Annotated in this window: 18 protein-coding genes; 11 read left to right on the top strand and 7 right to left on the bottom strand. The window is 73.5% G+C overall.

Annotated elements, in window-relative coordinates:
* Complete coding sequence (locus ACFPZN_RS23965) at window positions 1-327, bottom strand: hypothetical protein (RefSeq protein WP_378284362.1); 327 nt, start codon at window positions 325-327, stop codon at window positions 1-3.
* Window positions 328-417: 90 nt separating this feature from the next.
* Here ACFPZN_RS23965 and ACFPZN_RS23960 point away from each other — a divergent pair, with 90 nt between their 5' ends.
* On the top strand, window positions 418-3,231 hold the full coding sequence (locus tag ACFPZN_RS23960) for an ABC transporter substrate-binding protein (protein ID WP_378284361.1): 2,814 nt from the start codon (window positions 418-420) through the stop codon (window positions 3,229-3,231).
* A 158-nt stretch (window positions 3,232-3,389) separates the two neighbouring features.
* Entirely contained in the window at window positions 3,390-6,212 is a 2,823-nt protein-coding gene (locus ACFPZN_RS23955; RefSeq protein ID WP_378284360.1) for an ABC transporter substrate-binding protein, read from the top strand.
* Between the two features lie 115 nt (window positions 6,213-6,327).
* Here the strand turns inward: ACFPZN_RS23955 and ACFPZN_RS23950 are convergent, their stop codons facing one another.
* Complete coding sequence (locus ACFPZN_RS23950) at window positions 6,328-7,440, bottom strand: citrate synthase 2 (RefSeq protein WP_378284359.1); 1,113 nt, start codon at window positions 7,438-7,440, stop codon at window positions 6,328-6,330.
* 123 nt (window positions 7,441-7,563) lie between these two features.
* Here ACFPZN_RS23950 and pdxH point away from each other — a divergent pair, with 123 nt between their 5' ends.
* Both pdxH and ACFPZN_RS23940 read left to right on the top strand, forming a co-directional pair.
* Window positions 7,564-8,301, top strand: a complete 738-nt coding sequence (pdxH, locus tag ACFPZN_RS23945; protein WP_378284358.1) for a pyridoxamine 5'-phosphate oxidase — start codon at window positions 7,564-7,566, stop codon at window positions 8,299-8,301.
* A complete protein-coding gene (locus tag ACFPZN_RS23940; protein WP_378284356.1) occupies window positions 8,298-9,707 on the top strand; it encodes an MFS transporter in 1,410 nt (469 codons plus the stop codon). Before pdxH ends, ACFPZN_RS23940 begins: the two co-directional genes overlap by 4 nt.
* A gap of 12 nt (window positions 9,708-9,719) precedes the next feature.
* On the opposite strand, the gene ACFPZN_RS23935 is transcribed toward ACFPZN_RS23940, so the two are convergent.
* Window positions 9,720-10,448 carry a UdgX family uracil-DNA binding protein gene (locus tag ACFPZN_RS23935; RefSeq protein WP_378284355.1) on the bottom strand — a complete coding sequence of 243 codons (729 nt, stop codon included), beginning with the start codon at window positions 10,446-10,448 and terminating at the stop codon, window positions 9,720-9,722.
* A gap of 100 nt (window positions 10,449-10,548) precedes the next feature.
* Between ACFPZN_RS23935 and ACFPZN_RS23930 the strand changes: the two genes are divergently transcribed.
* Window positions 10,549-11,250, top strand: coding sequence for a metal-dependent transcriptional regulator (locus ACFPZN_RS23930; protein WP_378284354.1), 702 nt, complete (start codon window positions 10,549-10,551; stop codon window positions 11,248-11,250).
* A 360-nt stretch (window positions 11,251-11,610) separates the two neighbouring features.
* Window positions 11,611-13,887, top strand: a complete 2,277-nt coding sequence (locus ACFPZN_RS23925; protein WP_378284353.1) for an ATP-binding SpoIIE family protein phosphatase — start codon at window positions 11,611-11,613, stop codon at window positions 13,885-13,887.
* Window positions 13,888-13,904: 17 nt separating this feature from the next.
* Here the strand turns inward: ACFPZN_RS23925 and ACFPZN_RS23920 are convergent, their stop codons facing one another.
* From ACFPZN_RS23920 to ACFPZN_RS23910, 3 genes are all read right to left on the bottom strand, one after another.
* A complete protein-coding gene (locus tag ACFPZN_RS23920; RefSeq protein ID WP_378284352.1) occupies window positions 13,905-14,900 on the bottom strand; it encodes a zinc-dependent alcohol dehydrogenase family protein in 996 nt (331 codons plus the stop codon).
* A 22-nt stretch (window positions 14,901-14,922) separates the two neighbouring features.
* Window positions 14,923-15,960, bottom strand: coding sequence for a class I SAM-dependent methyltransferase (locus ACFPZN_RS23915; RefSeq protein ID WP_378284351.1), 1,038 nt, complete (start codon window positions 15,958-15,960; stop codon window positions 14,923-14,925).
* Between the two features lie 216 nt (window positions 15,961-16,176).
* Window positions 16,177-16,335, bottom strand: coding sequence for a hypothetical protein (locus tag ACFPZN_RS23910; RefSeq protein ID WP_378284350.1), 159 nt, complete (start codon window positions 16,333-16,335; stop codon window positions 16,177-16,179).
* Window positions 16,336-16,504: 169 nt separating this feature from the next.
* Between ACFPZN_RS23910 and ACFPZN_RS23905 the strand changes: the two genes are divergently transcribed.
* The 4 genes from ACFPZN_RS23905 to ACFPZN_RS23890 all read left to right on the top strand — a co-directional run bounded on the left by ACFPZN_RS23905 (window position 16,505) and on the right by ACFPZN_RS23890 (window position 21,277).
* Window positions 16,505-16,909: a hypothetical protein gene (locus ACFPZN_RS23905; protein WP_378284349.1), complete on the top strand. Its 405-nt coding sequence runs from the start codon at window positions 16,505-16,507 to the stop codon at window positions 16,907-16,909.
* A gap of 150 nt (window positions 16,910-17,059) precedes the next feature.
* Window positions 17,060-19,117 (top strand): MFS transporter, encoded by a 2,058-nt coding sequence (locus ACFPZN_RS23900; protein WP_378284348.1) that lies wholly within the window; start codon window positions 17,060-17,062, stop codon window positions 19,115-19,117.
* Between the two features lie 136 nt (window positions 19,118-19,253).
* A complete protein-coding gene (locus tag ACFPZN_RS23895; protein ID WP_378284347.1) occupies window positions 19,254-20,399 on the top strand; it encodes an acetyl-CoA C-acetyltransferase in 1,146 nt (381 codons plus the stop codon).
* Between the two features lie 74 nt (window positions 20,400-20,473).
* A complete protein-coding gene (locus ACFPZN_RS23890) occupies window positions 20,474-21,277 on the top strand; it encodes an enoyl-CoA hydratase/isomerase family protein (protein WP_378284346.1) in 804 nt (267 codons plus the stop codon).
* A 169-nt stretch (window positions 21,278-21,446) separates the two neighbouring features.
* On the opposite strand, the gene ACFPZN_RS23885 is transcribed toward ACFPZN_RS23890, so the two are convergent.
* Window positions 21,447-22,172 (bottom strand): IclR family transcriptional regulator, encoded by a 726-nt coding sequence (locus ACFPZN_RS23885; protein WP_378284345.1) that lies wholly within the window; start codon window positions 22,170-22,172, stop codon window positions 21,447-21,449.
* A gap of 343 nt (window positions 22,173-22,515) precedes the next feature.
* Here ACFPZN_RS23885 and ACFPZN_RS23880 point away from each other — a divergent pair, with 343 nt between their 5' ends.
* A complete protein-coding gene (locus tag ACFPZN_RS23880) occupies window positions 22,516-24,549 on the top strand; it encodes an acyl-CoA dehydrogenase family protein (protein WP_378284344.1) in 2,034 nt (677 codons plus the stop codon).
* Window positions 24,550-24,588 lie beyond the last annotated feature (39 nt).

The raw sequence follows: 24,588 nt of genomic DNA, 5'->3' as shown, positions 1-24,588 counted from the left end.
TCACTTGCGGCGGCGGAGCGTCCAGACGGCGATGACGGCGAGCCCTGCGAGGCAGAGGGCGGCGATGACGGCGGGCGGGTAGATCCAGGGGTCGTCGCGGCGGCGGGCCTCCAGGGCGGTGGTGACCGAGTCGTAGGCGAGGAAGGCCAGCAGGAGGGCGACGGCGGCGAGGGCGAGGCGGCCGGAGACGGCGTTGGTGCGACGGCGGCGTTCCTCGCGCTCGCGCTCCTGGTGGGCCAGGTCTTCGGCGGGGGCGGGACGAGTGGCGCCGACCGTGGGCGCGGGGCCGATGTCGCCGTCGAGGGGGGCGTCGTAGTCATCGGTCACGCATCAATGATGGCAAAGCCCTTCCCTGCCCGGTGTTCGATCGGTTTCATCGGGTTCGTCTGGTTTCTTGACAATTCGAGGAGGCGTCGCGTGAGTTCGGGGCATGCCGGTCCACCGGGCGCGGAGCGGCTGGAGGGCCTGCTCAGCCTCTTCGAGCGGATCCGGGAGAGGCCGCGCAGGCGGGCCGGCGACCGGCTGCGGCCGCTGCTGATCACGATCGGGGACACGGGGGAGACCCGGCAGGTCTCGCACCTGCTGGTGGAGCGCTGCATGGCCGATCCGGGGCCGTACGCGCACATCAGCTCCGACGTCCCGGCGTTCACGGACCTGGCGCTGCTGCTGCGGTACGTGAGCCGGGAGCTGTCCTCGCACCGGCCCAGGTTCGAGCCGGGGCTGCGGTTCCCGATGCTGAGCATGGTGCTGTGGCTGCTGGAGCTGCGGCGGATGCGGCTGGAGCAGGCGGGGGACAGGCGACCCGACCAGCGGTTCGCGTCCAACGCGCAGCGCGCCCTGTGGCAGCTGGCCGGTGAGCTTGAGGCGGCCGAGGAGGACAAGGACCGGCGGACGCTGCTGGGCCGCGGGATCCTGCGCCGCCGGCAGATCGTGGTGCCGGCCGAGCGGCCCGGGCAGCAGGGCCGGCTGGCGTCGGCGCTGTCGTACCTGGAGCAGGTGGCACCGATCGGGGTGGCGCTGGTGGCGCTGGTCAGCGCGGGCGCCGCCAGCACCCTGGACCTGGCCGCGGCGATGCTGGCGGGCGGGGTGGGCCTGTCGCTGGTGCTGGGGCAGGTGGTGGCGCGCACGCGGGACCGGTCGGGACGGCGCCGCTACCGCTGGTTCACCTCCGCCGAGCAGACCTACCTGCGCGGGAACCGCTCCTCCGACTTCCTCGGGTTCGCGCTGGACGTGTTCTACCGGGAGGAGTCCGATCCGGGGACGCCGCTGGACGAGGACCTCGAACGGCTGCTGGTCGCCGCGTTCCTGCAGGATCTGCGGCAGTCGTACCGCCGGTCGATCTGGCGGGCGGCGTGGGCGCGGGTGCGCTACCCGGCCGTGGTGATCGACCTGCTGCCCGAGGACCACCCCAGCCGGGCGCGGAGCCGCCGCTTCGTCGAGCGGGTCGAGGAGCTGCGCCGGGCCGAGGAGCGGTTCGACCCGCTGGTGATCGCCGTGGCGACCGGGTCGGAGGAGGAGGCGGCCGGGCTGGCGGCCGCGGTGCGGTCGGCGCCCGCCGAGCAGGTCGTGGTCGATCTGGGCGCGGTGCGGGAGCAGGACGACGGGCACCGGTTCTGGGAGGCGCACCTGCGCGAGCAGCGGCGGGTGGCGGTGCTGGGGACCCGGCGGGAGTTCCGGGTGGACGCGGGGCGCGGGGACGGGTCGTCCACCGAACCGGTCTACCGGGGCCGCCGCCGCCCGGTGCTCACCCATCCGGCGCTGCCGTGGGTCCTGGCGGGGACGATCCTGGCCGCCTCGGTGTCGGTCATCTCGTTCCAGGCGGTGCGGTACTGCTCGCCGTTCACGGTGCGGCACGCGCCCAACGGCGAGTGCATCGGGATCAGCGACGGTTCGTACGTGTTCAACGAGCGGCTGGACGGGGTGGAGCGGCGGATCGCGCGGCTCAACGACGCGGTGGTGGCCTCGGGCAAGCCGTACGTGACGCTGGTCTACCTCGGCCCGATGACCACCGACCCGGAGAACCGCAACCCGGAGGCGGACCTGCTGGCCGGCAACCACGGGGAGCTGGTCGGGCTGTCGATCGCGCAGGAGCGGCACAACAAGACCAGCGGGCTGCCGCTGCTGCGGATCCTGCTGGCCAACACCGGTTCCCGGTTCCGGTACGCGGAGGAGGTGGCGCGGCAGGTGCGGCGGCTGGCGGTCGAGGACGGCACGATCGTGGCGGCGGTCGGGTTCGGGCACAGCCGGAAGCAGACCGGCGACGCGATCGACGAGCTGTCGAAGTCGGCGCTGCCGATGGTGGGGACGACCAACACCTTCGACGGGACGGCCCTGGCGAGGGGCCGCTTCTCGCCGTACTACTTCCGCCTGGCGCCGCCCAACCAGCGGCTGGCCGTGCACGCCGCGTACTGGGCGCGCAACGGGCAGACAGGGGTGCGGGCCGGAAGCGCCGACATCTTCTACGACACCAGCCCGGGCGACCTCTACAGCAAGAACCTCGCCGAGGACTTCGCCAGGGCGTTCGCCCCCGGGAGGGTGAACATGCGGTCGTACGCGGATCCGAGCCAGGTCCCGGCGCGGCTGCTGGAGGCGTGTGCGAACCCGGCCGACGTGTTCTATTACGCGGGGCGTTCGGACGAGTTCCGGGCGTTCATCAACACGCTGGCCAACACCGACTGCAAGGGGCGGCGGGTCGTCCTGGCGGGCGACGAGGTCACCAAGTACATCAGTGACAACGCCCGCGACATCGGCCGCACGGACTCGATCCGGCTGTTCTTCAGCCCGCTGGCCGCCCGGGAGGCGTGGGTGCCCACGTGGGTGGGGAACCAGCCGCTGCAGCTGTTCTACAGCGCGTTCGATCCGGTGGTGAACGAACTGGTGGGCGCGGGCGCGCCCGCCAACGCCAGGCCGTCGCGCACCCATGCCGCGCTGGGCTACGACGCCGCCCGGACGGTGATCGGCGCGGCGACGCGGGTCTACGCCGACCGGGGGCGGACGCTGCCGACCGCGGCGGCGATCCTGTCGGAGCTGACCGAGCCGGGCGAGGGCGCGCTGGGGCAGGGCGCCACCGGGCTGCTGCGGTTCGGCCCGCGCGCGCAGGGCCACCAGATCCCGGGCAAGCCGGTGCTGCTGACGACGGTCGATCCGCAGGGCGGGCTGCGGGTGGTCGCGGTGTGCGGGGAACTGGTCCGCGGCGGCGGGAGCACTCCCGGCTCGTGCCCGTCCGGCTGAGCCTCTCCTTTGGCCGCCGGAAGGTTCCAACGAATCGGCGGCCCGCCGCGTCATACCCCTACGGAGCGTAGATCATGACAGCCGAGTGAGAGAGGGGCTGTTCTCCCATGGCGGCGGCCGGCGGAGACCAAGGGCTGGGCGCGGACAGGCTCCGCGGCGTGCTGGAACTCTTCGAACGGCTCCGGGAGCGGCCGCCGCGCCGCGTCCGGGAACGGCTGCGGCCGCTGCTCCTGCTGCTCGGCCCCGCCGGGCGGACGGGCCGGGTCGCCAAGCTGTTCAAGGAGCGCTGCGAGGACGAGCGGGCGCCCGCCTCGCACATCGCCGCCGACACCGCCGCGACCGACATCTCCGGCGTGCTGCGCGAGGCGATGCACGAGCTGTCGCAGTCGGCGTGCCGCCCGCGCTGGGAGCCGGCGCTGCGCTTCCCGCTCCTGGAGATGGCGCTGTGGCTGCGCGACCTGCGGGAGATCCGGCTGGCCGGCGACCCGCAGCCGCCGCGCAACGCCTCCCGCGCCGAGCGGGAGAACCACCGGCTCGTCCACACCCTGACCAACCCGCCGGTCGGCGACAACGAGAGCAGCCGGCGGCGCGAGCTGGGCCGGGTGATCCGCCGCCGCGGCCGGGACGTGCTGCGCGACATGGACGAGGGGCGGCGCGGCCGGATCAGCACGTTCCTGGGCTTCCTGGAGCAGATCGCCCCGATCGGGGTGGCGATCGTCGCGGTGGTCAGCGCCGGTACGGCCGCGGCCGTGGACCTGGCCGCGGCGATCCTGGCGGGGACGGTCGGGCTGGCGTTCGTGGCCGTGCAGATCCTGGCGCGGACCCGCGGCTGGTACGGGGTGCTGCGCTACAACTGGTTCCGCCGCCAGCCGTACCTGAGCGACGGCTCGCCCGACTTCCTCAGCTTCGCCCTCGGGGTCTGCGACCCGCGCCCGGTGGAGCCGGACGACCACGCCGAGCAGCTCGACCAGCTGCTGGTGGCGGCGTTCCTGGAGGACCTGCGGCGCAACTACCGGCGCGACGTGCGGCGGGCGGCCTGGGCCCGGGTCCGCTACCCCGTGATCATCTTCGAGGCGCTGGCGCCCGGGCAGGTCGGGGTCGCGTTCGTCGAGACCGTGGAGCGGGTCAGGGCCCGCGCCCAGCGGGACGCGGACCGGCCGGTGTTCGACCCGCTGGTGATCACCGCGGGGGTGGATCCGGCCGAGCCCGCCGACACCGACCCGCACGCCCCGTCCGGCACCCGGCTGGTGGACCGGATCGCGCAGGCGGTCCGGGTGGACCTGGCCTCCGGCGAGCCCGCCGACGTGGTCGCGGCGGCCCGGCTGTGGGAGCGGCACCGGGCCGAGCAGCGGCGCGTCGCGGAGCTGGGCACCCGGCGCGAGCTGCGGGTGGACGTGACCGACTTCCCCGCGGGCGGGGAGCCGCCGGCGGTGCGGCCGGGACGGCGCCGCCCCCGGCTCACCCACCCGTGGCTGCCGTGGGTCCTGATGGTCGCGGTGCTGGCCGGGTCCATCTCGGTGATCTCGGTGAACGCGTTCCGGTACTGCGCGGCGTTCCAGATCGTCCGGACCGCGTCGGGGGAGTGCGTGGGGATCACCGACGGGTCCTACACCTTCGGCGCCGACGGCATGAGCGGCGGCGCCGACAACCGGATGAAGCCCGTCCTGGACCGGATCGAGCGGCTGAACGACGAGGTGCTGCGGTCCGGGAAGGACTACATCACGCTGGTCTACCTGGGGCCGGTCACCGCCGACCCGTCCACCCGGAACCGGCGGCTGGACCTGCTCGCGGGCGCCCAGGGCGAGCTGGTGGGCCTGTCGATCGAGCAGCAGCGGTTCAACGACGCCAGCCCTGACCTGCGGCTGCGGATCCTGGTCGCCAACGCCGGGGCCAAGTTCCGGTACGGGGCGCAGGTCGCCGCGCAGATCCGCGACCTGGCCCTGGAGGACCGCTCGATCGTGGCGGTGGTCGGGTTCGAGCAGAGCCGGGAGCAGACCCGCGCGGCGATCCGGGTGCTGTCCAAGGCGGCGCTGCCGCTGATCGGCACGGCCAACAGCTACGAGGCGATCGGGCGGCTGGAGAGCGGGGCGTACTCGCCGTACTTCTTCCGGCTGGCGCCGACCAACCAGCGGCTGGCCCGGCACGCCGCGTACTGGGCCGCGAACGGGCGGCTGGGCGGGCGGGCCCGCACCATCGACGTGATCTACGACGACGACCCGGCCGACCTCTACAGCCGCGACCTGGCGGGACGGTTCCGGGCCGAGTTCCTCAAGGAGCGGCCGGACGGGACGGTGCGGATGTCGGCGTACCGGCACCCCAGCGACGTGGCGCGGGCGACGATGGCGGCGTGCCGCTCCCCGCAGGACGCCTTCTACTACGCGGGGCGCTCGGACGAGTTCGCCACCTTCGTCAACACGATCGAGCAGAACTGCGGGCAGGCCGACCCGGTGGTGCTGGCCGACGACGAGATCGCCAAGTACGTGAGCGACCACCCCAAGGAGATCGGCGGCCGCGGCTACCGGCTGTACTACACGCCGCTGGCGCTGTGGGAGGCGTGGTCGCCGCAGTGGGTGGGCCCGGACCGGCAGCGGCAGACGTTCTACTCCGACTACCGGCGGATCGCGCGGGCGATGGCGGGGAACTCCGCCCTGCCCGAGCTGCAGCCGTCGGAGACCCGGGCGGCGGTGAGCTACGACGCCGCGGCCGTGATCACCAACGTGGCGCGGCAGGTGCACGGGGAGCAGGACTCGGTGCCGACCGCCAGCGCGGTGTTCGCGGCGCTGACCGACCAGGGCCGGGACGCGCTGCCCAAGGGCGCGAGCGGGGTGCTGCGGTTCGTGCGCGGCCCGACGGGCCATCTCGTCCAGGAGAAGCCGGTGCTGCTGGCGACCGTCGACCAGGACGGCGCCCTGAAGGTCGAGGCCGTCTGCGGACGCCTGGTCGCCAGGGGCCAGGTCGCGGGGGACTGCCCGAAGGAGTGACCGTCCCGGCGGGGGGTAGAGGGGCTGGAAAACGGGCAGGCCCCCGGATCCTCCGGGGGCCTCCAGCGCGTTCGCGTAGGGGTGGACGGGGTGGTGGGGCGCGCCGGCTACCGGGTCAGCCGGCGTTGCGCTTGAGGGCCTCCGCGGCTCCGGGCACGTCCTCGATGGAACGGGTGCCGGGGCCGACGTACTTGGCGCTGGGCCGCACCAGCCGCCCGGTGCGCTTCTGCTCCAGGATGTGCGCGGCCCACCCGGCGGTACGGCCGCAGGTGAACATGGCGGGCATCATCGCGGTCGGGACCTCGGCGAAGTCCAGGATGACCGCGGCCCAGAACTCGACGTTGGTCTCGATCGGACGGTCGGGACGGCGCTCCCGCAGCTCGGCCAGCGCCGCGTCCTCCAGCGCCTTGGCGGCCTCGAAGCGGGGGGCGTCCAGCTCCCTGGCGGTCCGGCGCAGCACGCGGGCCCGCGGGTCCTCGGCCCGGTAGACGCGGTGGCCGAAGCCCATCAGCCGGTCGCCGGAGTCGAGGATGTCGGTGACGACCTTGCGGGCGTCGCCGATCCGCTCCACCTTCTCGATCATCGGCAGCACGCGGGCCGGGGCGCCGCCGTGCAACGGTCCCGACATGGCGCCGATCGCGCCGGAGATGCTGGCCGCCACGTCCGCGCCGGTGGAGGCGATGACGCGGGCGGTGAACGTGGAGGCGTTCAGCCCGTGCTCGGCGGCGGAGACCCAGTACGCGTCGATGGCCTGGACGTGCTTGGGGTCAGGCTCACCGCGCCAGCGGATCATGAACCGCTCGGTGATGGTCGTGCCCTCGTCGATGCGGCTCTGCGGCACCATGGGCTGGGAGACGCCGCGGGCCGACTGCGCCACGAACGACAGCGCGGTGACCGAGGTGCGGGCGAGGTCGGCGCGGGCCTCCTCGTCGGAGATGTCGAGCAGGGGGCGCATGCCGTACGCCGGGGCCAGGATGGGCAGCGCGCTCTGCACGTCGACCCGCACGTCGCCCGAGGTGACCGGCAGCACGTGCGGCTCCGCCGGGGCCAGGCCCGGGTCGAAGCTGTCGTCGACGAGCAGCCCCCAGGCGTCACCGAAGGAGACGCGGCCGACCAGGTCCTCGATGTCGACGCCGCGGTACCGGAGGGCGCCGCCCTCCTTGTCGGGCTCGGCGATCTCGGTCTCGAAGGCTACGACCCCCTCGAGGCCGGGTTTGAAGTCGGACATGTGTCCTGCCTTTCGTCTCCCATAGTGATAAGGCGGTGCCGTGCCATTGAACCTTGTCCGTTTTACCCATCAGTACCCAGGCCCCTATGAGATGCACAAGCCCAGGTGAGAGAGTCGTACTTCGTGGAAAAACCGACACCCGATCCCGCCGGGCTCCGTAAAACCTACGAGGGCGGGGAGCTCGCGGAGACCACTCTTCCGGCGGACCCGCTGGACCTGTTCGCCGCCTGGTTCGCCGACGCGGCGGGGCTGGCGGCGCTTCCGGAGCCGAACGCGATGGTGCTCGCGACGGCGTCGGCGGAGGCCGTGCCCAGCATCCGGACGGTGCTGCTCAAGGGTTACGGTCCGGACGGATTCCGCTTCTTCACCAACCTGACCTCGCGGAAGGGACGCGATCTCGCCGAGAACCCGAGGGCGGCGCTGGTCTTCCCGTGGCACACGATGCACCGCCAGGTGATCGTCAACGGCCTGGTCGCCGAGCTGTCCCGGGAGGAGACCGCCGCCTACTTCCGCACGCGCCCGTACGGGTCGCGGCTGGGCGCCTGGGCCAGCGAGCACCAGTCCGCGGTGATCGACGGCCGCGAGGAACTCGAACGCCGCTGGGCCGACCTCGCCAGAAGATGGCCGGATCCGGCCACCCGACCCGACTCTGCCCAGCTCACAGCCCAGAAACCGGGCGGTGAGGGCGACGACGTCGTCCCGCTGCCCGACTTCTGGGGCGGCTTCCGTGTGGTAGCCGAGTCGATCGAGTTCTGGCAGGGCCGCCCCAACCGCCTGCACGACCGCCTCCGCTACCGCTGCGTTCCGCCCGGCACCCCCGGCCGCGAAGCGATCTGGAAGGTCGAGAGACTGTCCCCGTGATCGCTTCGGTACGCCGGTGGCTCGGCGGGATCGCCATCGACGTGCGGCCGCTGAGCCGTCCGGCGTTCCGCCGGCTGTGGCTCGGGCAGGGCGTGTCGTTCGTCGGGTTCCAGGTCACCGCCGTGGCGGTGCCCGTCCAGGTGTACGACATGACCCGGTCCTCGTTCTGGGTCGGCGCGCTGGGGGTGGCCAACCTCGTCCCGCTGATCGTCTTCGGGCTGTGGGGCGGCGCGGTCGCCGACCACATGGACCGCCGCCGGCTGCTGCTCGTGTCGTCCCTGGTGACCTGGGCCGCGACGCTGCTGCTCCTGATCCAGGCGCTGCTGGGGCTCGGCGACCTGGCGCTGATCATGGCGGTGGTGGCGGTGCAGGCCACCGGGTTCGCGGTGGCCTCGCCGACCCGCAGCGCGATCATCCCGCGGCTGCTGGACCGCTCCCTGGTCCCGACGGCCAACACGCTGAACTTCACCGCCAGCACGGTCGGGATGCTGGCCGGGCCGATGTTCGCCGGGGTGATCCTGGCCCGCTGGGGCTACTCCGCCGCGTACGCACTGGACGCCGTGCTGTTCACCGTGGGCCTGTACGCGGCGCTGCGGCTGCCGCCCGTCCCGCCGCTGGGCGAGGTCACCGGCTCGCCCGGGCTGCGCTCGGTGGTCGAGGGCCTGCGGTTCCTGGCGACCCAGCCGGTGCTGCTGATGTCGTTCGTCGTGGACATCATCGCGATGGCCGTGGCGATGCCGCGGGCGCTGTTCCCCGAACTGGCCGAGACCCGGTTCGGCGGCGGCGCGGCGGTCGGGTGGCTGAGCGCCGCGATCGCGTTCGGCGCGTTCGGGGGCGGGCTGATCTCCGGCTGGATCGGCCGGGTGCACCGCCAGGGCGTCGCGCTGATCGCCGCGATCGTGGTGTGGGGGCTGGCGGTGGCGGCGGCCGGGCTGGCGGGGGACCTGTGGCTGGTGGTGGTGCTGCTCGCGGTCGGCGGCGCCGCGGACCTGGTGTCGGCGGTGTTCCGGCAGACGATGCTCCAGACGTACGCGCCGGACGAGATGCGCGGCCGGCTCCAGGGCGTGTTCACCGTCGTCGTGGCGGGCGGCCCCCGGCTGGGCGACCTGCGCGCGGGGGCCACGGCCGCGCTGGCCGGGGCCACGGCGTCCTGGGTGGGCGGCGGGCTGGCGTGCGCCGTGCTGGTGGTGGTCGTGGGCCTGTGCGTGCCGGCGCTGCTGAGGTACGACACGCGCACGTCCACGATGGAGCCCCTCGACGACCGCACCGACCACACCGATAACACCGACCACACCGATAACAACGGCCACACAGATCACACCGGCCACACCGCCCCTGCCCAGCCCGGCGACGACCCCCCGGCCGAGGCCCGCGCCACGTGCAAGGACGCCGATCCCAGGGACTAGGGCCGCCGGGCCTCACCCGAGGGCGATGGCGGCGATCTTCAGGTCTTCCACCAGCCCGGCGAACATCGCCTCGCGGTCGTCGGCCCGCAGCACCGCCGAGGGGTGGATCGTCGCCAGGAGCCGGACGCCCTCCCCGGCGGCGGCCTCCGGGGCGGCGGCCTCCGCGGCGTCCCCGGCGGCCTCGGCGGCCTCCGGAGTCCCGATGAGATCGAGAGCGGGCAGCGGCAGCAGCGCGCCGCGCTGCTTGGTCACCCGGAACGACGACCCCAGCAGCGCCTTGCCCGCCGTCGCCCCGAGGGCCACCACCACGTCCGGGTCCACGGTGCGCAGCTCGGCCAGCAGCCAGGGCCGACAGGCGTGCATCTCCCGCATGTTCGGCGTCTCGTGGATGCGGCGCTTGCCGCCGCCCTCGGGACGCCTGAACTTGAAGTGCTTCACGGCGTTGGTCACGTAGACGTCCCCGCGCTCGATCCCGGCCTCCTCCAGGGCCTCGTCGAGCACCCGCCCGGCCGGTCCCACGAACGGCGCGCCCCGCCGATCCTCTTGGTCACCGGGCTGCTCGCCGACGAGAACGGCACGCGCCCGCGGCGAACCGGAACCGAACACGGTCTGCGTGGCGTTCTCATAGAGCGGACAACCCCGGCAGCCGCCGGCGGCCCGGCGCAGCGCCTCGAGATCGGCCCGCGCCGCCGGGTCACCGGGCAGGTACGGGGCGGCGTCATGGGAAGAAAACGCGGTCATGGTGGGTTGGTCCGTACCCATCCACCCGGGGATATGCGTGCTCAGCCTCCCTGAACGTGCTGGGCGAAGTAGACTCGGGGCCACAAGACTGGAGGGAGCTGTGACCTCACACGGCCTGATCGATACCACGGAGATGTATCTCCGGACGGTCTTCGAGCTCGAAGAGGAGGGGATCATCCCCCTTCGCGCGCGCATCGCCGAGCGGCTCTCGCAGAGCGGCCCGACGGTGAGCCAGACGGTGGCGCGGATGGAGCGCGACGGGCTGCTGCGGGTCGAGGGCGATCGCCATCTGGAGCTCACCGACAGCGGCCGCGGGCTGGCCACCCGCGTGATGCGCAAGCACCGCCTGGCCGAGTGCCTGCTGGTCAACGTGATCGGACTGCCCTGGGAGGACGTGCACATCGAGGCCTGCCGGTGGGAGCACGTGATGTCGGAGGAGGTCGAGCGGCGCCTGGTCGCCCTGCTCGACAACCCCACGACCTGCCCGCACGGCAACCCCATCCCCGGTCTGGACGAGCTCGGCGGGCACACCGACGCCGCGCAGGGCGGCCCGGTGTCGGTGATGACCCAGGTCGCCACCGAGGGCGGCGCCCCCGCGGTGATCCGCCGGATCAGCGAGCAGGTGCAGAGCGACAGCGACCTGATGCTTAGACTCAAGCAGATGGGGATCCAGCCCGGGCGGGAGGTGACCCTCCGGGAGAGCGACGACGGGGTGCGGGTGACGTGTGACGACGAGGGCGGCAATCCGACGACCGACCTCCCGAAGGACATCGCCGAGCACGTCTTCGTCAGCCGCCGATGACCTTCGCGCGGCCCTGCGCGGCGCACGCCGCGCCGCCTTCCGCGCCGCCCTCCGAGGGTGCCTCGGAGGGCGTTCGCGCGTGCACGGGAAACGCCGCCCTGGACCGCTCTATACCGAAGATCTCCGCGCCGTCGTGCCGATCTCGCGTATCCCCGCGGCGACTTCGTCGTTCAATACGGAAGAGGCACGCGCGGCGTTCGCGGTGCGACGCCCGGTGAACGCGCACCCGGGGGTCGCGCGCGGGGCCGTCCGTGCCGGCGGAGACGACGACATCGGCGACGACGGCAACGGCAGCGACATCGACGGCGGGAACGGCATCGGGAGCCGGACGGCAGTGGCTTCGGTAAGCAGGGTGAGCACATGAAGCGTTGGGGGGAGTCGCCGTTCGACGCACACCTGCCGCCCGAGACCGTGCTGAACCAGATGGAGATGGCGGTCATCGTCTGCGACCGCTTCAGCAACGTCATCTACGGCAACGCCTTCGCGCGGCAGCTGTTCGGCTTCGGCGGCGACGACGTCATCGGCCAGTCGATCCTGTCCCTCGGCATCGCCGAGGAGGACCACGAGCAGGCCACCGAGCTGGCCCGGCACGTCCTCAAGGGCGGCGTGTGGGAGGGCACCTTCTGCAACCTGCGGGCCGACGGCACCACCGTCTACACCCGCGCGCACGCCGTGCCGCTGCGCCACCCGTCCGGGGCCGTCGACGGGATCGTGATCTTCGCCCGCGAGGCGCTGCGCAGCAACCAGCGCGAGCAGGACCGCTACGGCCTGCTGGAGCGCATCGGGGAGCGGCTGGCCGGCTCGCTGGAGCTGGCGACCACGCTGCGCCGGGTGGCCGACACGCTGGTCCCGCAGTTCGCCGACCACTGCTTCATCGACCTCTACAGCGGCGACCGGCTCTACCGCCGGGTGTCCCGGCACGCCGGCGACTGGGAGCCGCCGCCCGGCACCTGGGCCGAGGTCGGCGAGCCGGTGTCGTACCCGCCCGGCCACTTCAGCGCCAAGGCGATGAGCCGCCGCGACGCCGTCCTGGTCGAGGACATGGTGCAGCACCGTTTCTCCGCCCCCACCGAGTCCAGCAAGCGGCTGGGCGACGAGATGGGCGTCACCTCGGTGATCTCGGCGCCGCTGATGGTGCGGGGCGAGCTGCTGGGCGTGATGAGCATGGCGCTGTCCAACCTGAGCCGCCGTCCCGACCCGCACTACGACGGTTTCGACCGCGACCTGCTGGGCGCGATCGCCAGCCGGGTCGCGCTGGCCGTCGACAACTCGCTGCTGTTCGAGGAGGAGCGGGAGACCGCGCTGGCGTTCCAGAAGCATCTGCTGCCCGGCGAGCGGCCGCCCCGGCTGGACGGCCTGCAGATCGCCTGGCGGTACGAGCCGGCCCGCCCGCTGGAGTCGCACGGCCACGGCATCCAGACCCAGGTCGGCGGCGACTGGTACGACGTGATCCCGCTGTCGGCGGGCCGGGTCGGGCTGGTGATCGGCGACGTGGAGGGCCGCGGGGCGCGGGCCGCCGCCGTGATGGGCCAGCTGCGCGCCGCGCTGCGCGCCTTCGCCCAGGACGACAAGCCGCCCGCGGAGATCCTGCGCAAGCTCGACGAGTGGGTCCGCACGATGACCCGCCCGGAGCGGATGAGCTCGGGCTGGAACAGCGACGACCTGGTCCGCCCGCCGCTGGTGTCGTGCACCTACTTCGTGTACGACGCGTGGTCGCGGGTGCTGGAGTTCGCCAACGCCGGGCACGATCCGCCGCTGCTGATCGTCGACGGCGAGGTGAGCGACCTGCCGTTCGAGAGCGAGGGCGCCATGCTGGGCGTGCGCGCCCCGGGCATGGGCGGGGAGATCTTCTTCAGCGAGGAGACCGCCGAGCTGAAGCCGGGCGCGACGCTGGTGCTCTACACCGACGGCCTGATCGACCGGAGGGCCCGGGAGGACGGCGACTACCACTCCCGGGAGGAGGCCCGCGAGCGGGTGCGGGCCGCGGTCGCCGAGGCGGCCGACGGGGACGTGGAGGCCATCGCCAGGGCCGCCTACGAGGCCGTCCCGGGCGAGATCAACGACGATGTCGCGATCGTGGTGATCCGTACCGCCGGCGAGGAGCTGGGGGTCGAGGAGCGCACCTTCCCGGCCGAGCCGATCATGGTGTCGGAGGCGCGGCGGATGGCCGCCGACGCGTTCGCCGCCTGGGGGATGCTCGACGAGCAGGCCGAGCTGGCCTGCCTGCTGGTGTCGGAGGTGGTCACCAACGTGGTGCTGCACGCCGCCTCGACCCCGGCGCCGCGCCGCGAGCTGGTCCTGGACGGGCCGCCGCTGGTGCAGTTCAACACGGGAGACTTCGGGGCGCCCGGGCCGGGCTCGGCGGGCTACGACGAGGACGACTGGAACCTGGGCGCCGACCTGGGCCGCCGCGAGCCGCCGACCAAGGAGTTCCGGCTGCGGCTGCGGCACGGCGCGGACGCGATCTGGGTCGAGGTGTTCGACTCCGACATGCGGCTGCCGCGGATCCGCAGCGCGGGCGAGACCGACGAGGGCGGCCGCGGGCTCTACCTGGTCGACCAGCTCGCCAGCCGCTGGGGCGCCCGTCCGACCTCCGACGGCAAGGCGGTCTGGTTCGAGATCCCGCTGAGCTCCTGAGGCGCTCAGGGGGGCGCTCAGGGGACGAGGACGGCCGCTCCGGTGAAGGCCCCGGCGTCCAGGTCCCGCAGGGCGCGGTCGGCGGCGTCGAGGTCGTACACGTGCGTCGTGGCGGTCACCGGGAGCCGGGCCGCCAGCCGCAGGAACTCCTCGCCGTCCGCCCGCGTGTTGGCGGTGACCGAGCGGACCTGCCGTTCCTGGAACAGGTGGCGCTCGTAGTCGAGGCCCGGGACGTCGGTGAGGTGGATCCCGGCGATGGCGAGGGTGCCGCCGCGGTCGAGGCAGCGCAGCGCGGCCGGGACGAGCTCGCCGGCGGGCGCGAAGATGATCGCCGAGTCCAGCGGGCGCGGCGGCGTGTCGAAGGAGTCGCCCGCCCAGACCGCGCCGAGCTCCAGCGCCAGCTCGCGGGCGGCCGGGTCGCGGGTGGGGACGTACACCTCGGCGCCCTCGGCCAGCGCGATCTGGGCGGCGAGGTGGGCGGAGCCGCCGAAGCCCCACAGGCCCAGGCGCCCGCCCGGGGGCAGCTCGGCGCGGCGCAGCGCCCGGTATCCGATGATCCCGGCGCACAGCAGCGGCGCGGCGGTCACGTCGTCGAGCCCTTCGGGCAGCGTGTAGGAGAAGGCGTCCACGGCGAGGGCGTACTCGGCGTAGCCGCCGTGGGCGTCCCAGCCGGTGTAGACGGAGTAGGGGCAGAGGTTCTCGGCGCCGCGGCGGCAGAACCGGCAGGCCCCGCAGGTGCCGCGCAGCCAGGCCACGCCGACCCGGTCGCCGGGGCCGCGCAGGCAGCCGGGCCCGGCTGCGACGACCTTGCCGACGATCTCGTGACCGGGCGTGACGCCCGGCAGGTGGACGGGCAGGTCGCCCTCGGCGACGTGCAGGTCGGTGCGGCAGACGCCGCAGGCGAGCACGCGGACCAGCAGCTCGCCCGGCCCGGGTTCGGGCGTGTCGCGCTCCACGCGCCTCAGGGGCGCGTCCTGGATCGGTCCGGGTTCCTCCACTGCCCAAGCCCGCATGCCCTCACGGTACGCGCCGGACTCAGATCGGTTCCGCCGCGACATGCGCCCAGGACTGGGTGAACCACAGCTCCCCGCCGATCACGCGGGGTTTGGCGCCGGTGCGGGGGCCGCCGTCGACCTCGTCCAGCAGCGCGGCGCGGATGCGGTCGGCGGCGCGCGGGTCGCGGGCCCCGGCCAGCCACGGCTCCAGGGGGCGCTCGACGGTGAAGACGTCCAGCCGCCGGATGCTGGCGCCGGCGGAGGTGATCATGTCGGTGATGGCGGCGATGGACGGGGTGCCGGGGTGGTCGGGGTCGCGCAGCCGCTCGATCCGGTCGCGGTCGGGCTGGGCCAGGTTGCCGCGCACCAGATCGGCGATGATCAGCCGGCCGCCGGGGCGGCAGACCCGCAGCAACTCGCGCAGCACCCGGTTCGGGTCGCCGAGGGAGAACAGCGAGAAGCGCGCGGTGACGAGGGTGAAGCTGCCGTCGCGGTAGGGGAGCGCGGTGGCGTCGGCGCGGACCCGCACCGGGTCGGGCGTGCCGCGGCGCAGGATCGCCGCCCGGCCGCGCGGGGGGCGGAGCAGGTCGCCGTCGTGCGCGGTGACGGCGCTGCCCCGGCCGTCGCCGCCGTGCGGATGGTCGTGGCCGCGCGGATCACGGCCGCGCGGGGCCTGGGCGCGCGGGTCTTGGGCACGCGGGGCCTGGGCGCCGGCCTGGGCGCGGGGGTCCTGGGTGCGCGGGGCCTGGGCGCCGGCCTGGGCGCGCGGGTCCGGGCCGGGGCGGGCGCCGTGGCCCGGCGGCGGCACGGGGTCGCCGGCGATGCGCACCGGTCCGGTGCCGAACGTGACCGTCGCCATCCGCCCGCCGCCGTCGCGTCCGGCGGACCGGCGCGGCAGGGCGTCGACCGCCGTCACGTGGCGGACCTGGGGGCCGAGCGCCTCGGGCATCGGCCCCTGCCCGCGCGCGACGTCGAGGCACACGTCGTCGCCGGCGGGCTCGGTGAACTCCAGCAGCCGCCGGAGATGCGGGGCGATGGGCGCGCCGGGCTCCTCGGTCATCGTGGCCGGATGCGGCACGTCTGCTCTCCCTCGGCTCCGGGCGGCTTCGGGTGCGGGGAAACGCTCGCGCCGCCCGGGGGACCGGCCGAAGACACGGGACCGGGGGCACGAGCCGGGTTCGAAGCCGGTCTCGACGGTTATGACTCCCCGGTCGGGCCGTTTGTTCGGCTTGTCGGGCGAAAATTCTTCAACCTGAGTGGAAAAATCCACAGACAAACCGGACGGGCGTCCGGACTAGTTCATGCTGTTGCCCCAGAAGAGCAGGATCGTCAGCACCAGGACGATGAGCACGCTGGCGCGCGCGGGGATCGGCAGGCGCATCCGGCCCGCCGCCCAGCGGACGCAGAACGAGCCCAGCAGCGCGACGACGATGAGGGCGAGGATGCCTTCCATGGCCACCTTCGTTCGGGCGTTCGGAGGGATGCGCGGGTCGGATGAGGGGTGCCGTTTCCTCCCCGCAGCCTAAACGGCCGGGCCCGTCCCGGCGGTGCCCCGCGCGGAAGTAAGGACGGAGTTACCCCAAGGGTCGAGTTCCCTCCGGTACGGGGATAACCTCACCTCCGTGGCAGATGCGAAGGAAGACCAGGACCAGAGTCGCGACCGCGTCGACGAGCTCATGCTCAGCCTGGCCCGGGGCCGGGTGGCGCTGGGCGTGGTGGCGTTCGCCGCGCCCGGCCTCACCGCCAAGCTCCTGGGCGGGGCGAAGACCGCCGACGGGAGCCGCGACCTCGTCACCCGGATGTTCGCCGCCCGGGAGATCGCGGTCGGCGCCGGCTACCTGCTCAGCAAGGACTCCGACCGCAGGCTGTGGGCCCGGGTCGGCCTGGCGATCGACACCCTCGACACCGTGGGCGGGCTGCGCACGCGCAAGAACGTGCCGGTGTGGGCCTCCGCCGGGGTCCTCGCCGCCGCGGGCGGCTGCACCGCCCTGGGCGCCGCCAAGGTCGCCAAGGACATCGTCCGCTGACGGCCACCTCCGGCCGCCCGTCCTAGGCCGCCCGCCGCGGGCCGCCCGCCTCTCGTCCGCCGTCCGGCGCCCGTCCCCGCCGGACGCGGCGTGAGCCTCGATCGTCGCTGGGTAGAGACTCCCCGTACGTGATGGTATGGGGGGTTCACGATGGCCGCAGGGGCGACGGCCTGGAACGGGTCGCGGCAGACCATGCCGCACGGCCGCGACCTGTTCGTCGTCCTCGGCGCGCTGATGCTGGCGATGCTGCTGGCCGCGCTCGACCAGACGATCGTGTCGACGGCGCTGCCCACCATCGTCGGCGACCTGGGCGGGCTCAACCACCTGTCCTGGGTGGTCACCGCCTACCTGCTGGCCGCGACCGCGTCCACGCCGCTGTGGGGCAAGCTCGGCGACCAGTACGGCCGCAAGCGGCTGTTCCAGACCTCGATCGTCATCTTCCTGATCGGCTCGGCGCTGTGCGGGCTGTCCCGCGACATGCCCGAGCTGATCGCGTTCCGGGCACTGCAGGGCCTGGGCGGCGGCGGGCTGATGGTGCTGGTCGTCGCGATCGTCGGGGACGTGGTGCCGCCCCGCGAGCGCGGCCGCTACCAGGGCCTGTTCGGCGCCGTGTTCGGCGTGGCCAGCGTGGTCGGGCCGCTGCTGGGCGGCTGGTTCGTCGACAACCTGACCTGGCGCTGGGTCTTCTACATCAACCTGCCGATCGGGGCGCTCGCGCTCACGGCCGTCGCCGTGGTGCTGCACGCGCCGTCCGAACGGGAGCGGCACCGCATCGACTACGCCGGGATCCTGCTGATCGTGGGCTGGTCGGTCGCGCTGGTGCTGCTGACCACCTGGGGCGGGACTCAGTACGACTGGCTCTCCCCGCAGATCGTCGGGCTGGGCGCGCTCGCGGCCGTGCTCATCGCCGTCTGGGTGGTGGTGGAGCGGCGGGCCGCCGAGCCGGTGATGCCGCCCCGGCTGTTCGGCACCGCCACGTTCACGCTGGGCTCGGCGATCAGCTTCGCGGTCGGCTTCGCGATGTTCGGCGCGCTGACCTTCCTGCCGCTGTTCCTGCAGGTGGTGAACGGGGTGTCGCCGACGCTGTCCGGCGTGCACCTGCTGCCGATGATGGCCGGGATGCTGGTCTCCTCGATCGGCTCCGGGCAGCTGATCAGCCGGACCGGGCACTACAAGGTCTTCCCGGTGCTGGGGACGCCGATCATCGCGGTGGCGCTGTGGCTGTGCTCGCGGATGGACGAGACCACCTCCACCCTGTCCACCAGCCTGCGGTTCGCGCTGCTGGGCTTCGGGCTCGGCATGGTCATGCAGGTGCTGGTGATCGCGGTGCAGAACGCGGTGTCGTACGGGGACCTGGGGTCGGCCACGTCCGGGGTGACGTTCTTCCGGCAGATCGGCGGGTCGTTCGGCGTCGCGGTGTTCGGGTCGATCTTCAGCAGCGAGCTGGCCCGCAACACCGAGGAGCTGGTGCGGCGGGTCCGGCTGCCGCCGGGCTTCGACCCGGCGGCCGTGCAGGGCGACCCGAAGGTGCTGGACCGGCTCCCGCCGCAGGTCCGCGCGGAGTTCGTCCACGTCTTCGCCGAGTCGCTCCAGCCGGTGTTCCGGTGGGCGGTCCCGGTCGTGCTGGCGGCGTTCGCGCTGACCTGGTTCCTGCGCGAGGTGCCGCTGCGGGCCACCTCGCGGACCCGCGACTACGGGGAGGGGTTCGGGGCGGCGCCCACGGTCCGCTCGTCCCGGCACGAGATCGAGCGGGCGCTGAGCGAGCTGATGCGCCACGACCCGAAGGCGCAGGAGCTGTACGTGCGGCTCGGCGCGCTCGCGGGCGCGGTGCCCGCCGGCGCCCCGCCCCTGCCGGCGGGCAGCCTGTGGACGCTGTGCCGGGTCGCCCGGGAGGGCACCGTCCCGGGCCCCGAGCTGGCCGAGCTCGCCGGGGTGCCGGTCGAGCGGGGGCGGCCGTACGTGGACCGCCTGGTGGACGAGGGACTCGTGGAACGCCGCGAGGGGCGCGTGCTGGCCGTCACCGAGCGGGGACGCGAGGCCGCGGCGCGGCTGGTCGAGGCCCGCCGGGCCGGGCTGTGCCGGCACCTGGACGGCTGGTCGCCCGAGGAGCACCCCGAACTGGCCCGGCTGCTGTCGCGGCTGGCCCACGAGTCGCTGGGGGACGACGCCGACGGCGAGGCCGTCCACCCGGCCCGTCCGGGCTCCTGACCGGCGTGCCACCCTTGTGAGGAGCACCATCGAGACCCGGGTCATATGGCATTGCGCTCGGTGCGATGTACTCTCGTAGCGACTGACCGAATCTGACTCGGTTTCGGGACGGAACCCAACCCACATTGGAGGCGCAGTGGCCGAGGCGTACATCGTCGGCGCGGTCCGTACCCCCGTCGGCACCAAGAAGGGTGCCCTCAAGGACGTTCACCCCGCCGACCTCGGGGCCCACGTCCTCAAGGAGCTCGTCGACCGCACCGGAGTGGACCCGTCCGCGGTCGAGGACGTCATCATGGGCTGCGTCATGCAGGTCGGCCCCCAGTCCCTGGACATCGCCCGTACCGCCTGGCTGTCGGCCGGGCTGCCCGAGAACGTCCCCGGCGTGACCATCGACCGCCAGTGCGGGTCCTCCCAGCAGGCGATCCACTTCGCCGCCCAGGGCGTCCTGTCCGGCACCCAGGACCTGGTCGTCGCGGCCGGCGTCGAGCAGATGGCGATGGTGCCGATGGGCTCCTCGGTCGCCATGGCGCTGGAGAAGGGCATGCCCTTCCCGTACGGCGACGGCTGGGCCGAGCGCTACGGCAAGCAGGAGATCTCCCAGTACCGCGGCGCCCAGCTGATGGCCGAGAAGTGGGGCTTCAGCCGCACCGACCTGGAGGAGTACGCGCTGGAGAGCCACCGGCGCGGGGTCAAGGCCATCGAGGCCGGCTACTTCGACCGCGAGATCGCCCCGATCGCCGGGCTGACCAAGGACGAGGGCGCCCGTCCCGACACCTCCCTGGAGAAGATGGCCGGGCTCCAGCCGCTGCGCGAGGGCTGGGCGCTGACCGCCGCCGTCGCCTCGCAGATCTCGGTCGGGTCCTCGGCGCTGCTGATCGCCTCCGAGGAGGCCGTGAAGCAGCACAACCTGACCCCGCGGGCCCGCATCCACACCCTGACGGTCACCGGCTCGGACCCGGTCTACATGCTGACCGGCCCGATCCCCGCCACCGAGAAGGCGCTGGCCAGGTCCGGGCTGAAGATCGACGAGATCGACGCCTTCGAGGTGAACGAGGCGTTCGCCCCCGTCCCGCTGGCCTGGGCCAAGGACACCGGCGCCTCGCTGGAGAAGACCAACCCCAACGGCGGCGCGATCGCGCTCGGCCACCCGCTCGGCGCCACCGGCTGCGTGCTGATGACCAAGCTGCTGCACGAGCTGGAGCGCACCGGCGGCCGCTTCGGCCTCCAGACGATGTGCGAGGGCGGCGGCCAGGCCAACGCCACCATCATCGAGCGGGTCTGATTCCGCGCGACGGGCGAGAATACGGCGGGCGGGGCCATGGCGGGCCCGCCCGCCGTCCGCGTGCGAGGAGGGGCATGGAGACCGGGTACGAGACGATCCTGTACGAGGTGGGCGAGCGGATCGCGCGGATCACCCTGAACCGCCCGGAGGCGCGCAACGCGCTCAGCGACGGGATGATCGACGAGCTGCTGGACGCGTTCGCCCGCGCCGGGGCGGACGACGCCGTCCGGGTGATCGTGCTGACGGGCGCGGGCGACCGGGCCTTCTGCGCGGGTGCCGATCTGGGCGGTCTCGGGCGGGCGCAGCGGGACGGGCGGCCGGTCGCCGATCCGGAGGCGATCCGCGCCAGCGCCCCGTACCGGCTGTTCACCGCGTTCCCGGCGCTGGGCAAGCCGATCATCGCGCGGCTGGCCGGGCACGCGGTCGCGGGCGGGCTCGGGCTGGCGGCGGCCTGCGACCTGGTGGTGGCCGCCGAGGACGTGAAGCTGGGCACGCCCGAGGCCGGCGTGGGCCTCTGGCCGATGATGATCATGGCGATCATCAACCGGAACGTGCCGCCCAAGCAGGCGTTCAAGCTCTACTACACCGGACGCCGGATCACCGCCGCCGAGGGCCGGGACATCGGGCTGGTCACCGACGTCGTCCCGCGCGCCGAGCTGGACGCCCACGTGGACGACCTGGCGCGCGCCATCGCCGCCAAGAGCCCGCTCGGGCTGCGCAAGGGCCGCGAGGCGTTCTTCGCGATCGAGGGCCGTCCCCTGGAGGACCAGGTGGCGCACCTGCTCGGCGAGCTCGTGGAACTGGCCGGCTCCGAGGACGCCAAGGAGGGCATCTCCGCTTTCCTGGAGGGCCGCGACCCACACTTCCAAGGCCGCTGACTGGGCAGGAGGGCATCTCCGCACCTGTGCCTGGTAGGCCGCGACCCACACTTCCAAGGCCGCTGACTGGGCAGGAGGGCATCTCCGCACCTGTGCCTGGTAGGCCGCGACCCACACTTCCAGGGCCGCTGATCCGGTAGGAGGGCATCGCCGCTCCCGGGAACATGGCCTAGGAGAGCGTGAGGGTGAGGGTGCGCTGGATGCGGGCGGCGGTGGCCTGGAGGCGGTCGGCGGCCGCCTGCATCTTCGGCAGCCGCCCCGGCCGGCACGACACGGCCAGCGCGCCCACCACGGAGCCGGTGGCGTCGCTGACCGGGACGGCGGCGCAGCCCGTGCCCAGGGCGTACTCCTCCTGGTCGATGGTGAGGTCGGCGGGGGTGGCCAGGAGCCGGAGCAGCCGCCGCGGCTCGGTGATCGTGTGCGGGGTCAGGTCGACCAGCGGGTGCCGGGACAGGTAGTCGCGGCGGCGGTCCTCGCTGAGCTGGCGCAGCACGCACTTGCCGATCGCGGTGGCGTGCGCGGCCTCGTCGAAGCCGACCCACAGGTCGACCCGGGGCGTGCGCGGGCCGTCGGCGATGTCGATGATGCGGATCTCGTCGTCGACGTGCATGCCGAAGTAGGACGCCGCCCCCAGCTCGTCGCGCAGCGCGAGCAGCGTGGGGCGGATCCGGGCCAGGATCTGCTGGGTCTTGCTCTGGCCGTGCAGCGTCTGCACCCGTTCGCCCAGCACCCAGACGCCGTCCGACAGCCGCATCGCATAGCCCTCGTGCGCCAGCGTGCGCAGCAGGTGGTAGGCGGTGGCGAGGGGAAGCCCGGCCTCGCGGGCGAGCTGCTTGGCCGGCGCCCCGTTGGGATGTGACGCCACCGCCTCCATGAGCCGCAGCGCACGCTGCACCGAGGCGATGAGAGTCGGTCTCCGTGTCTCATCCATCACGCACAGCGAACCCCTCTGGCCTCGTACGGTCAAGGCCTTCGGTCACACTGATCTTATCGGAGACTTCGCGCGCTTCCAGCCGGACGGTTCGGAAAAGCCGCCGCTCTCCCGGCCGATGGTGGACGCGGTTCTGCCGCGCTGGAACGGTCCCTTTCCCGGTTCCCATTCCGGCCGGCGGGAGCGGTGTTACCGGACGCCCAAGCGGCGTCCAAATCCTGATCGGAGTCGAATGACCGGCCCGGCCCCCGGGTACGGCCCCGGATGTGATTCACGGGTGACCGCACGCCGCCGCCGAGGAGCCGGCATGAGCCAGACCAGCAGCAAGTCAACCGAGAACGGCGCTTCCGGGCCCAGCGAGACCGGGCCCGGCACGACCCGGCAAAGGGCGCGAGAGGGCGCGCGCGGGGCCGTGGACGCGCGCACCGCACGCAAGGTCGCCGAGGAGGCGCGGGAGGCCGAATGGCGCCTGCCCAGCTTCGGTAAAGGACTCTTCCTGGGCGATTTCCGGCTCGATCTCGTCCATCCCCATCCGCGGGCCGACGACGAGTCCCGGCGCAAGGGAGAGGCGTTCCTGGAGCGGCTTCGGGAATTCTGCTCCACCGAGGTCGACTCCGCCCTGATCGAACGCGAGGCGCGCATTCCGGAAGAGACCGTCCGCGGCCTTCGCGACATCGGCGCGCTCGGCATGAAGATTCCCGAGCGGTACGGCGGTCTCGGCCTCAGCCAGCTCTACTACGGCCGCGCGCTGATGCTGGCCGGCTCGGTGAGCCCGGCGCTGGGCGCGCTGCTGTCGGCGCACCAGTCCATCGGCGTGCCGCAGCCGATCAAGCTGTTCGGCACCGCCGAGCAGCGGGAGACCTGGCTGCCGCGCTGCGCCCGGGAGATCAGCGCGTTCCTGCTGACCGAGCCCGACGTGGGCTCCGACCCGGCCCGGCTGCGCTCCACCGCCGTGCCCGACGGCGACTCCTACGTCCTGGACGGGGTCAAGCTGTGGACGACCAACGGCGTCATCGCCGACCTGGTGGTCGTGATGGCCCGCGTCCCGAAGGGGGAGGGGCACCGCGGCGGCATCTCCGCGTTCGTCGTCGACATGCGCACCCCGGGTATCACGGTCGAGAACCGCAACGCGTTCATGGGGCTGCGCGGCATCGAGAACGGCGTCACCCGCTTCCACCGGGTGCGGGTGCCCGCGGCCAATCTCATCGGAGCCGAGGGCGCCGGGCTCAAGATCGCGCTGACCACGCTCAACACGGGCCGGCTGTCGCTGCCGGCGATGTGCGCCGCGGCCGGCAAGTGGGCCACCGGGATCGCCCGCCAGTGGAGCCGGGAGCGCGTCCAGTGGGGCCGCCCCGTCGGCGAGCACGAGGCGATCTCCCGCAAGGTGGCGTTCATCGCGGCCACCTCCTACGCCATGGAGGCCATGTTCGACCTGGCCGGACAGCTCGCCGACGACGAGCGCAACGACATCCGGATCGAGGCGGCGCTGGCCAAGCTGTGGTCCTCGGAGATGGCCTGGCGGGTCGCCGACGAGCTCGTCCAGGTGCGCGGCGGGCGCGGCTACGAGACCGCGGAGTCGCTCGCGGCGCGGGGCGAGCGCGGGGTGCCGGCCGAGCAGGTCCTGCGCGACCTGCGGATCAACCGGATCTTCGAGGGCTCCACCGAGATCATGCATCTGCTGATCGCCCGCGAGGCGGTGGACGCCCACCTGTCGGTGGCCGGCGACATCATCGACCCGGAGGCCAGCCGCGAGCAGAAGGCGCGCGCCGCGGCCCGCGCGGGCGGGTTCTACGCCCGCTGGCTGCCCACGCTGGTGACGGGCCCCGGGCAGCGGCCCGGGTCGTACGCCGAGTTCGGCCCGCTGGCCCGGCACCTGCGCTACGTCGAGCGCGCCTCCCGCAAGCTGGCCCGCTCGACGTTCTACGCGGCCGGTCGCTGGCAGGGCCGGCTGGAGTACAAGCAGGGCTTCCTCGGCCGGATGGTCGACATCGGCGCCGAGCTGTTCGCGATGAGCGCGGTGTGCGTGCGCGCCCACGCCGACGCCCGCGCCGGAGCCGGCGTCCCGCCGCTGGCCGGCGACTCGGCGACGGCCCCGGGCGACTCGGCGCTGCGGCTCGCGGACGCGTTCTGCCGCCAGGCCCGCGTCCGGGTGGAGGAGCTGTTCGACGGGCTCTGGCGCAACACCGACGACCTCGACTCCAAGCTGGCCCGGCAGGTCCTCGCGGGCGAGTTCACCTGGCTGGAGGAGGGCGTGCTCGACCCGTCCCTGCCCGGCCCGTGGATCGCCGCCGCCGAGCCGGGTCCGGGCGAGCGCGAGGGCGTCCACCGCTTCATCGACTGACCGGGCACCTTTCCCCGAGTGTCACCATCTGAAAACCGT

Source organism: Actinomadura rugatobispora, assembly GCF_042656285.1.
Taxonomy (GTDB): Bacteria; Actinomycetota; Actinomycetes; order Streptosporangiales; family Streptosporangiaceae; genus Spirillospora; species Spirillospora rugatobispora.
The sequence above is the reverse complement of the archived record's forward strand: the minus strand, read 5'-3'. Positions and strand labels throughout refer to the sequence as shown.

Bases quoted from the DNA above. Each gene is read 5' to 3' on its own strand.
- ACFPZN_RS23880 (WP_378284344.1), top strand. From the start codon at position 22,516: ATGAGCCAGACCAGCAGCAAGTCAACCGAGAACGGCGCTTCCGGGCCC.
- ACFPZN_RS23920 (WP_378284352.1), bottom strand. From the start codon at position 14,900: ATGCGGGCTTGGGCAGTGGAGGAACCCGGACCGATCCAGGACGCGCCC.
- ACFPZN_RS23900 (WP_378284348.1), top strand. From the start codon at position 17,060: ATGGCCGCAGGGGCGACGGCCTGGAACGGGTCGCGGCAGACCATGCCG.
- ACFPZN_RS23950 (WP_378284359.1), bottom strand. From the start codon at position 7,440: ATGTCCGACTTCAAACCCGGCCTCGAGGGGGTCGTAGCCTTCGAGACC.
- ACFPZN_RS23910 (WP_378284350.1), bottom strand. From the start codon at position 16,335: ATGGAAGGCATCCTCGCCCTCATCGTCGTCGCGCTGCTGGGCTCGTTC.
- ACFPZN_RS23890 (WP_378284346.1), top strand. From the start codon at position 20,474: ATGGAGACCGGGTACGAGACGATCCTGTACGAGGTGGGCGAGCGGATC.
- ACFPZN_RS23925 (WP_378284353.1), top strand. From the start codon at position 11,611: ATGAAGCGTTGGGGGGAGTCGCCGTTCGACGCACACCTGCCGCCCGAG.
- ACFPZN_RS23935 (WP_378284355.1), bottom strand. From the start codon at position 10,448: ATGACCGCGTTTTCTTCCCATGACGCCGCCCCGTACCTGCCCGGTGAC.